Annotated in this window: 5 protein-coding genes and 1 pseudogene; 2 read left to right on the top strand and 4 right to left on the bottom strand. The window is 51.1% G+C overall.

The features are described from left to right. Positions 1–576: 576 nt before the first annotated feature. From J4G02_17520 to J4G02_17530, 3 genes are all read right to left on the bottom strand, one after another. The gene (locus J4G02_17520; protein ID MCE2396338.1) at positions 577–1,572 is read right to left on the bottom strand and encodes an NHL repeat-containing protein; all 996 of its coding nucleotides are present in this window, start codon (positions 1,570–1,572) and stop codon (positions 577–579) included. Between the two features lie 124 nt (positions 1,573–1,696). Next, complete coding sequence (locus J4G02_17525) at positions 1,697–2,836, bottom strand: DUF1501 domain-containing protein (protein ID MCE2396339.1); 1,140 nt, start codon at positions 2,834–2,836, stop codon at positions 1,697–1,699. Positions 2,837–2,911: 75 nt separating this feature from the next. Beyond that, complete coding sequence (locus J4G02_17530; protein MCE2396340.1) at positions 2,912–4,300, bottom strand: DUF1800 domain-containing protein; 1,389 nt, start codon at positions 4,298–4,300, stop codon at positions 2,912–2,914. 770 nt (positions 4,301–5,070) lie between these two features. Between J4G02_17530 and J4G02_17535 the strand changes: the two are divergent. Beyond that, a pseudogene (locus J4G02_17535) lies at positions 5,071–6,218 on the top strand (T9SS type A sorting domain-containing protein). A gap of 270 nt (positions 6,219–6,488) precedes the next feature. After that, complete coding sequence (locus tag J4G02_17540; GenBank protein MCE2396341.1) at positions 6,489–7,577, top strand: Gfo/Idh/MocA family oxidoreductase; 1,089 nt, start codon at positions 6,489–6,491, stop codon at positions 7,575–7,577. A 50-nt stretch (positions 7,578–7,627) separates the two neighbouring features. Here J4G02_17540 and J4G02_17545 read toward each other — a convergent pair. Further along, the coding region (locus tag J4G02_17545) for a phytanoyl-CoA dioxygenase family protein (GenBank protein ID MCE2396342.1) at positions 7,628–8,494 on the bottom strand (867 nt) is incomplete at its 5' end.

Here is an 8,494-nt window from a genome sequence, read left to right on the forward strand (position 1 = left end):
GTCTCCCCACCCGTCAGGTGGGAGCAACTCGCCCCGACGATTGGAGACGTACCGACAACTTACGGTCACGCCGCATATAAATGTCAACAGAGTCTAGTTAGCCTGTAGATCGAGTTTCCATACTCGACAGATAATTAGAAACAGCCATATTTACGACACACATGTCGCCCCGCTGGGGCTTTAGGTTGTAGGTATCCCCTTTTCTATATACATATCGTCCCGCTGGGGCTGTTTTGGGTCGGGCAAGTCGCTTTGGATCCCCGATTTATCGGGGATGCCCGACCTACGGCTATTGGTCTCAGTAGGTCGAAATTCATATCTCGACACCCCAATATCGCAAAAAGAAACCGAGTTTTTCCAACCCCCCTGCGAAGGGGGGAAAGACAAGGGGGCCCTTCGCTGCCCCCCTTGTCAGGGGGGTCAAACTCGGTTTCTCCTCGTGCTTTACACTTTCTTGTGACATGACACTTTCTTGTTACACGATTAACCCAGTTTCCATTCCGAGAGTCTTTGACCGACGTGCTATCAAATGTTAACGGATATCTAGCAACTTGGGTTATTTACAACAGACTCAAACTACTCTTGATGAAGCGTCGGCGACCGCCTTGGGGGACCGAGCTCTAGCTCCGTCAGCGGAATGGCATGCTTCTTATAGACCTGCACCCGATAGGAGCAATTGTCCGATATAAACAGCAGCCCATCTCCATTGATCGTCACCGATGTCGGGCGCCTCAACAATTTCTGTGGCTCAAGATTCGCCATATCCCGCAAACGATTGGGGTTAGCGTTTGTCATCATATAATCGATCGCAGCTTGGGACAGCGATGCGTCTCCTAGGAATTTTTCCACGTACCTTGATTCGGAATTGAACAGTTGTACGCGGTTATTTCCACAGTCCGCCACGTAGATATCGCCGTGCTCGTCTACCGCAACGTCAGTGGGTCTGTTGAATTCGCCATCCCCGGAGCCCGACTTACCGAATGCGAAAATAAACTCGCCCTCAGAATCGAACTTCTGCACCCTGTCGTTGCGCCAGTCTACAACGTAAACGTCTCCTAGTTCATCTACGGTTATGCCCCAAGGCATATTGAATTCGCCTTCTCCATCGCCGTGGCTGCCCCACTTCGAGATAAACTCACCGTCCTTAGTGAACTTCTGGACCCTGTGATTCATGCCATCGGCAACGTAGATATTCTCTTCGGCGTCGAATGCGATTCCGGAGGGAGCATTGAGTTGTCCATCTCCATCGCCATACTCTCCCCAAGTGCCGAGGGATTCACCATCTGCGTTGAATGATGCGATACAGTGCTTTGCTTCGTCGGAGATGTAAAGATTCTCCTCACTGTCGGCAATAATTGCAACTCCCCATGTCGCCACACCGCCAATTTCGCCCAAGTTATCTTCATCCACGCTGTACTTTCTAACCATCGATGCGTCGCCGCTTCGACACAATATGAACAGGCGATTTTCTTTTCCAAGCGCAACATCAACAGGAAAATTGGTGTGTCGCCGCATACCTACAGTTTTGAAAAATGGGAACCCTGCGCGTAGCAGTCCATACGGTCTACCCATGATTCACCTCCTGAATTCTGTGACGAGTGATGAAAGGACTTGTAGGGGAACCCTTGCGGTTGCCCGTCTTGGGCAGGCACAAGACCTGCCCCTACTCGCCCCCTCCGCTTCACTGTTCCTTGTCTTATCTGCTAGCAAAAGGATGGATCTGTTCAAATGATCCATCTACGATTGGGGTGGGGTCGAGTCCCATCCACTGTTCAAGGACTGTTCCGTATATGCCACGGAAGTCTATCGTATGCTCAAGGTCTTCGCCGTTTGCCCACCGAGCGGGGTCAAGGGATGGATACTCCGCGTATAGCCCGCCTTCGACATGGTCGCCGATGATGAACGCACCACCGCCGGTGCCGTGGTCAGTGCCGCTGGCGTTGTCCCTGATACGTCGTCCGAACTCTGAGAAGACGAGCATAACCACCTCATCAGAGGCGTTGTGGTCGCGCAGATCTTTGAAGAAATCGCGAATCGCTCCGGTTAGCTCTTTGAGCAGCTTCGGATGTGAAGGGACCTCATTTGCATGGTGGTCGTAGCCACCGTGCTGCGTGTAAAAGACCCTCGTTCCGAGGTCGGCAAGATGCACCCGCGCAACATCCCGTAGACTCTTGGCTATCGGGTTATCCTCGTACTCAACTTCAGACGTATACATCGCTGGGGCTTTCTTCAGCTCGTCGGAACCTTTAATGACATCGAGACCCGTTTGCGATAGGTAGTCCATTACGATACCGGTGCCGATAGCAGGACTATACATCTCCTTGAATATCTCAAGGGCTTGGAGGCGCTGCGGGTCCGCCTCGATATCAGTCATCAACCCGTAGGTGTCGAGGTTATCAACAGAGGTAGCCGGTACACCCGAAAGAGCGAGCGCTCTCGGCAATCCCTTTCCGAAGGAAACACCCGTTAAGACGTTTTGACCATTGGGGTCAATCTCCCGAATCACTCTACCGACCCAACCCTCCGTACCGATTTCTATCGGTTCGCAGGTGTGCCACACATCCATTGCCCGGAAATGGGAACGACTGGAGTCAGGATAACCGATGCCTTGCACAATGGCGACCTCACCTTGGTCGTACATATCCTTGAGAGGTTCGGCATTTGGATTCCAGGCTAAGGTATCGTTGAGAGGGAGGACCTCTTCTGCCTTCAGTCCTACCACCGGTCGTGAATCGTAGTATACGCCCGCGGTATAGGGAATAATTGTGTTCATGAAGTCGTTGCCACCCTTCAGTTCGACAACGACAAGGACGGGATCTTTCTTACTGACAGCCATGTGTAATCCTGCGGCGTGTAAAATCCGATCGTCGATTGCACAGATTAAAATCCGCCAAACCCACTTCATCAGTAATTAAGCAAATTGATATTCTCTCGAAGACACAATTAACTGTAGCATACGCACCACGCGAGCGTTGTTCTCTTCCTCAGCATCGTCGGACCCTATGTTGAGATCGCCCTGAGACGCTGCAAACTGGGTCAAAGACTCGCGTGTTGTCTCACCAACGTCTAGTGGACCCACCAGCTCGAGACATCTATCCACAAACTCATCGGGAGATAGGGCACTCCCATTCGATTTAAGCCGACTGATGATCTGCTCAATACCCGGCTTGCTGGGGTCACTGAGTTCACCAACAGAGAAGTTAATGCGCTCGGTAAGCGTACCGCCATCAATCCATTCTTTACCGGTGTGCCAGCCTTCTACAGTCGGGGGATTCAATAACTCTTGTCCCATCAAAGTGGTGGCTCCCGGATAGCTTCCCATACCCGGTTGGGGCTTTCGATGCGTCCCTACCAGTTTCAGGATGCCTGTGACAAGCTCAGTCGGACTCTTAACCTTTTTGAACCGAGCCTCCTTGAAGAAATCGGAGTTAAAGAGCGTTCTGAGTATGTGGCGTATATCCCCCTCCGACTCCAAGAAAGCGTTTGACAGCGTATCAATGGCATCCGGATCTTGTGGAGGGGTCACGTTCCAGGACGGGACCTGCGGCTCGTCCGCGACGAAGAAGTTGTATAGGTGTCTAGATATGAACTTCGCGCAGGCAGGCTGCTTCACGATGATGTCGATTATATCATCACCATTCAAATTGCCTGTATGACCTAAGAACGTCTTTTCACCATTATCGTGTTCCTCTTCGATGAACGCAAAGTGTGCAGGATAGTAACCTTGCGGATACAAGGGCGGGGGCTGGGTGAATGTCCATCCCGTAAAGGCGCGAGAACAATCTTTAATATCGTCCTCTGAGTAATTACCGACGCCCATTGAGAACAGTTCTAATAACTCCCTGCCGTAGTTCTCATTCGGTTCACCTTTCCGGTTCTCGTTATTGTCAAGCCAGAAAATCATCGCTGGATCTTTCGATAGCTCGAGCAAAATCTCCCGCATGTTTGAAAGCCCCACGCGCCGGAGCATATCAATCTGGAGGGCAGAAGCAAGAATGTGCTGATTTTTCCCAACACCCGTGGCAAACACATGGTGCCAGAAAAGTGCCATTTTTTCTTCGAGCGGGCGCGGACTGTTAATCATACGAAACATCCACGTTATCCTATACCCACCCTCAGAACCACCGAAGTAACGATCTAACACATCCTCGTCAACCGGCGGGCAACGTTCTGGCTCTACTAAATCTTCAACAACATTTTCGTAGCCCTTCTTGACGTATTCCTCTAACTCTGTCAGCGTTGTACCAAATCCGGCACGACGCATAAGATGGGCAGTTAAAGCAACATCGGCATTCGACATTTTCTCCTCCTTTGATCGACGAACAAATATCGCCCAAAAACAGTGAGACTTTGGATGATGATGTCCAATCACATTCAAGCTAGAACAGGTTTTTTTCATTGTATCGCAGTTGCCAAAAACTGTCAACCCTTTTTCTAAGATTTATTTTGAGCTTGGTCAATGAAGAAGCAGAGATTGGTGCAGTGCTCCCTTTATGCGTAGCTAGGTTCTGTTGATATTTTATCGCAACCAGATGATCGAGGGGGTGCATAGACGCATCGTCCTCCGTAGGGGTTGGGTCTCCCAACCCTTTGTTCGGACCTCTGTAGGTCGATTTTCCAAAATCGACAATACCTAGAATATAGCGCGATAGTCTAGGCTCAACCAGCTCCCGATTTATCGAGGATTCTCGGCGTTTCTCAGATTGTTACAATCTGGAAACGTCGGAACCAGAATATTGCTCAATAGTCCGGGTGTTCTGTCGAGATATGAATCTCGACCTACAATTGACTCAACCTGTATGGTTTGAAGTTCCCAATCCGCGTTGGTCAATGGGAGCGGTGCCCTCGCCCCCCAATAAATCAGGATGCAAGCACCTACGCTTACGGACAACTTTACATAAATGTCAACGCGCCCTAGCAATTCCTCACCTACTTATCGGATTGAGTAGATTCCCAAATTCTGTAGATCTACTGATACCATTGTGCTATAATGATTCAAATTGACACCTATACCAAGAACGTCTCAAACGCCAGTGGGCAGACAATTACACCGACTTTTTCCCGGTCACGCTGAGGCATGGGAGAAATGTCCTGTTAGTCGCAGTTCACTCCTATGGCAACGGCTTTTCTGGGTTTGAACCGGGCACCGACTATACGGTGTCAACGGGGGTCGGGTACACTTTTTCCCAAACACCAATTCATACGGGCGATACCTTTACCCTCGATATCCGCGTAGAAAACATTACCGACTTGGCGGGTTGGCAGTTTGATATTGCCTTTGACCCCGCCATCCTTGAAGCTATCAACGTAAGTGAAGGCGATTTCCTGAAAACTGATGGGGAACCACCTTTTTTCACGGTGGCAGCATTGATAACGCAGCGGGTAAAATTGGGGGACTCAATGCGGCGCGGCTGTCCGCTCAAGGTGTGAGCGGCACCGGCACCTTGCTTCAGGTGAGGTTCAAGGCGAAGTCGGGAGGGGAAACAGTGTTGGTGTTGCATAAATTTCAGTTCGGCTCCGTCACCGGCGATAGCATCCCCGCCGGTCCGCATCAAATTACCATCGTTGTGGAGGGACAACTTGCCACAGGTGACGTGAACCGGGATGGAGTTGTCACCATTCTGGATCTGATCCTCGTTGCACAGCAGTTAGGGAAAAGGGTGTCCGCTGATTCGCCGGTGGATGTCAACGGCGATGGTGTTGTCAGCATTCTTGATCTCATCCTCGTGTCACAGGGAATTGCTGAATCACCCGCTGCGCCTCTTGCTTTGAATCCCGATTTTATCGGGCCGGTTGGGACGCAAAGCGTAGATGCTGCGACCATAGAAACGTGGATCGCACAGGCACGGTTGGAAGATGACGGCTCGCTCGCCTTCAAACAGGGTATCGCAAACCTTGAAAACCTGTTAGCCGCACTAATTCCTGAAGAGACTGCGTTATTGGCAAACTATCCGAATCCATTTAACCCAGAGACGTGGATACCGTATCAACTGGCAGAGTCGGCAGAAGTAACATTGACGATTTATGATTTGAACGGAAAGATGATTCGACGTTTGAGGGTGGGGTATCAGGCGGCGGGTATGTATCGAAGTCGTAGTCGTGCAGTGTATTGGGACGGTCGTAACCAACTCGGTGAGCCTGTCGCTAGTGGCCTCTATTTTTACACACTAACAACGGGCGATTTCACAGCGACGCGCCGGATGCTGATACTAAAGTAAAATTGGTTCATTAGTTCATTGGTTTATTGGTTGTAGAGCTAACGCGGTTGAATGTTCAAAGTCTCCGTTTCGAGAGTCTTCGATCCTTTGAGTACATTAACTCATTAATGTACTAGTGAACTAATGCACCAATGAACCAACGCATCTGATCCACGCTATCCGATGCATCTGTTTAATCCGTGATTTAGACAATAATTATGCACACCCCTCAAATAATTTTGATGCTTATCCCACAAAATTCCGTCCATAAACAGCAAGAAGGAGACATTCATGGCTGAACCCAAATATACCGTTGCAATTATTGGTTGCGGACGCCTCGGTCAGCACTACGCGGAAGTGTATCAGACACTGCCCAATACCGAGTTAGTCGCCATCGCCGAACACAATACAGAGCGGCGGCACGCTGTCGGTGAACGTTTCGGCATCAAGGCACTTTACCCAGACGCGGAAGCGATGTATCGGGAAATTGTCCCTGACATTGCCGCTGTCGTTTTGCCCGGCAAGTATATAAAAGATGCGGTAATCACAAGTGCTGAAGCGGGTGTCAAAGGCGTGTCCACCGACAAACCGATTGGGGCATGTCTGGCAGATGTCGATGAAATGGTCGATGTATGCGAGGAACGCGGCGTTGTTTTTGCCGGGGGCAATCTTCAGCGGGCGCTTTCGGAGGTCCAAGAGGTCGCGGGTTGGCTCCGCGCTGGCAACTACGGCGAACTACACGGCGCCTGCGTCCACCGCTGGAACGGCGAGATATCGGGCGGCGGGTGTCAACATATTGCCGTGCTGCGACTTTTGGCACAGGCAGAGATCAGCGAGGTAATCGCTTGGGGTACACCCGAAGCAGCCCTCCAAAGCGACAACGACGAGGATTTGATCATCAACGGACAATTTCGTCTGAGCAACGGTCTCATCTGCCCTGTTTTCGGTCAGGAGACCCCTTACCGTGGTGTTGACGTATGGACTGACGATACGCTTATTCGATGGAATTGGGGACCACCCGAAATCTATCGTGGCTTCGATCAGAACGGGGCACGGATTAAAGTGGAGACCTCGTACACACCGGTACAATATCCCCGCTTCTCTTATCTGGCAACGTCGATAATGTCTTTCCTCGACGTGGTGTCAAACGGAGGCGAGTTGGCTATATCCGGGCACGACCTGCGCCAGTCCCTTGAAGCGGCAGTTGCCGCCAAGTATTCCGCGCTGTGGGGCAGTGTCCCGCTGAAACTCCCGCTGGAAGATCGCTCACTAACCCTCTATCCGAGACCATACCGATGGCTTGGCGGAGATCAATCCGGACGGCGGCAAACTTATCAAGAGGCACTGTCAGACCCACTATTCCCCAAGTCTAGCGGATAGTAGATCGCCCCTCGTATCGTGAAATAACCTCGGAAACTTCTAGCGCGGAACTAGTCGAATTGCTCTTTGCTCTGACGGCACGCTTTGCCTTTGCCGCGAATGATGTCTTCTCGATGCCATGTGTGAATGGCATGAGGGATATAGTCATCATCACCAAGCACCTGTCGCACGCGATCTTTTGTGAACCAATCGTAGCGACCATTGATGAGTTGTTGAGATCCCAACGACGTATCGGAGTAGCCATATACACGGCAGATACCGTCTGCCTTTTCAGCATCCTCAATATAAGACATCCACGGAACTTCCAATCCGAGTTGTGTTCCTGTGAGATCTTGCAGAGAAGCGACCCGTGCGCCGATGTCCCAGCCGACCCCCTCTTCTTCTTCCCAACCTTCTCCGCCCGGCAATTCCCAACGGTCATTTTCATCGTCATGGACTAGCAGGTATTTCGATTCACCGTCAGACGGGCATTCGATAACCAAGCGCGTCGTTGTGATAGGCTTGTCGAAACAGACAGGGATAAGGCGTTTACCGGCATCGCTCAGTGAGTTAAGCGCCGCGGAATTGTATGGATAGTAGCCCGCGGAAGGAGGCGCGTTGATCGCACAATATTTATGGAAAATCCCGCAACGGTCGTCCGTAGCCGTACCAGCAGGTGCACTATGCCACGTATGCTGGTTTGTAATCAGTAAGTCGCCCGCGTTGAGTTCCGGATCGATAAAGGGCGCAAGTTCCTTGGTATCGGGACGCGTGAGATCCAAGATATGTGCGTCCTCGTCGATAACCTGAGCCAACTTATGAGATCCGGGGGACACCATAAAGGGACCGTACACCTTATCGAAATCGGTCAGCGGCATGATAGCGAAGACCCAGTTCATGGACGAGCCGACCGGGCGCCAACGTTTGTAGTCACAGTG

The sequence above is a fragment of the Candidatus Poribacteria bacterium genome, assembly GCA_021295755.1.
Lineage (GTDB): Bacteria > Poribacteria > WGA-4E > WGA-4E > PCPOR2b > PCPOR2b.

Bases quoted from the DNA above. Each gene is read 5' to 3' on its own strand.
- J4G02_17520 (MCE2396338.1), bottom strand. From the start codon at position 1,572: ATGGGTAGACCGTATGGACTGCTACGCGCAGGGTTCCCATTTTTCAAA.
- J4G02_17525 (MCE2396339.1), bottom strand. From the start codon at position 2,836: ATGGCTGTCAGTAAGAAAGATCCCGTCCTTGTCGTTGTCGAACTGAAG.
- J4G02_17530 (MCE2396340.1), bottom strand. From the start codon at position 4,300: ATGTCGAATGCCGATGTTGCTTTAACTGCCCATCTTATGCGTCGTGCC.
- J4G02_17540 (MCE2396341.1), top strand. From the start codon at position 6,489: ATGGCTGAACCCAAATATACCGTTGCAATTATTGGTTGCGGACGCCTC.